General features: G+C 59.3%; 3 protein-coding genes. All 3 read left to right on the forward strand.

Annotated features, from left to right (window positions below; genetic code table 11):
- On the forward strand, positions 1-565 hold a 565-nt coding region (gene phoU / locus AC1DLB_RS28655), incomplete at its 5' end, for a phosphate signaling complex protein PhoU (protein WP_477786153.1).
- A 181-nt stretch (positions 566-746) separates the two neighbouring features.
- Entirely contained in the window at positions 747-1,691 is a 945-nt protein-coding gene (locus AC1DLB_RS28660; RefSeq protein ID WP_477786154.1) for a response regulator, read from the forward strand.
- A gap of 200 nt (positions 1,692-1,891) precedes the next feature.
- The coding region (locus AC1DLB_RS28665) for a DUF4124 domain-containing protein (RefSeq protein ID WP_477786155.1) at positions 1,892-2,013 on the forward strand (122 nt) is incomplete at its 3' end.

Genomic DNA, 2,013 nt, shown 5'->3' on the forward strand with positions numbered 1-2,013 from the left:
ACGCAACATCGACGAAGAATGCCTGCGCATTCTGGCCCGTCGTCAGCCGGCGGCGTCGGACTTGCGTCTGATCATCAGCATCTCCAAATCGGTGATCGACCTCGAGCGTATCGGCGACGAAGCCACCAAGATCGCCCGTCGCGCCATTCAGTTGTGTGAAGAAGGCGAAGCGCCGCGCGGTTATGTCGAGGTTCGCCACATCGGCGACCAGGTGCGCAACATGGTTCGCGATGCCCTGGACGCATTTGCCCGCTTCGACGCCGACCTGGCGCTGTCGGTGGCGCAGTACGACAAGATCATCGACCGCGAATACAAGACCGCGCTGCGCGAACTCGCCACCTACATGATGGAAGATCCACGCTCTATCTCGCGTGTCTTGAGCATTATCTGGGTGCTGCGTTCCCTTGAGCGAATCGGCGACCACGCGCGCAATATCTCGGAACTGGTGATTTACCTGGTGCGCGGCACCGACGTGCGTCACCTGGGCCTCAAGCGCATGAAGGAAGAAGTGGAAGGCACAAGTGCCGAAACCGCTAATGTTCCGGACAAAGCTGACGATAAGTAAGGTTGCCCAAGAAAAAGCGCCCGGCCTCTTGGCCGGGCGTTTTTGTTTGTGTGGCTTTTGAACTGAAAAGCCGAATTGAAAAGCAGCACCCGCGAACGAAAAGTCCCGGCGTGACTGAAGAGTTTTGGCAAAGTGCCATCAGCCAGCGTTATGCTTGCCGGGATTTTTAAAGGGGTGTTGGATGAGCAAGATCAGTGTGTTGGTCGTGGACGATGCGTCGTTCATTCGTGACCTGGTAAAAAAGTGCCTGCGCAACTACTTCCCGGGGATCCGGACCGAAGATGCAGTCAACGGTAAAAAGGYCCAGGCCATGCTGGCCAAGGAAGCGTTCGACCTGGTTCTGTGCGACTGGGAAATGCCGGAAATGTCCGGTCTGGAGTTGCTGACCTGGTGCCGTGAGCAGGACAACCTCAAGACCATGCCGTTCGTGATGGTGACCAGCCGTGGCGATAAAGAAAACGTGGTCCAGGCGATCCAGGCCGGGGTTTCCGGCTACGTCAGCAAGCCATTCACCAACGAGCAGCTGTTGACCAAGGTCAAGCAGGCCCTGAACAAGGTCGGCAAGCTCGATACCTTGATGAACAGCGCGCCGACCAAAATGAACTCGGCGTTCGGCAACGATTCCCTGAGCGCATTGACCGGTGGCAAAGCGGCGGTAGTCGCACCCTCGGCTGCAGCGGTCAACCCGTTTGCCAAACCTGCCGCCGCCGCGCCAGCCCCGGCTGCGGCGCCGTCTCGCGGCCTGCTCAACAATCCACCGGTCAAGGCGCCTGCCTCCGCATCAGCTGGCGGTCGTGGCCAAGGCCAACTGCGCCTGTCGAGCGGCACACAGCAATGCGTGATCAAGGCCTTGAGCATCAAGGAAGCGCTGCTGGTGGTGAAACGCACCGACACCTTGCCGCAAGTCCTCGACAACGCCGTACTCGACCTGGAGCAGGGCGACAATGCCGAAACTGCCCGTCTTAACGGCTACTTGCACGCCATCGTCGCCCACGAGCCGAAGCCGGACAGCGAGTGGCTGCAACTGACGTTCCGCTTTGTCGACCAGGATGCACAGAAGCTCGACTACATCTCCCGCCTGATCGCCCGTGGCACCGCGCAGAAGCACTTCGTACCGGGTGCGTAACGTGTACCGCTGATCGTTCCCACGCTCTGCGTGGGAATACCTCCCCGGACGCTCCACGTCCGCTTCGGATGGGACGCAGAGCGTCCCGTGCTGCATTCCCAGGCAGAGCGTGGGAATGATCATTTGAAACATCTGTCGACAACGCAGGTCCATTTCTGCTGCTAGGCTCCTTCCCAGGCCTACTCAACAGAATTTTGCCCATGCTCGCGCGCCTGCTGTTTTTCTGTGGTCTTTTCATGGCCTCCACCTCGGCTGTGGCCATGACGATCTATAAGTCCACTGATGCCAGTGGCGTGGTCTCTTACAGCGACCGCCCCACCAA

It is taken from the genome of Pseudomonas sp. 05N434, from assembly GCF_056396965.1.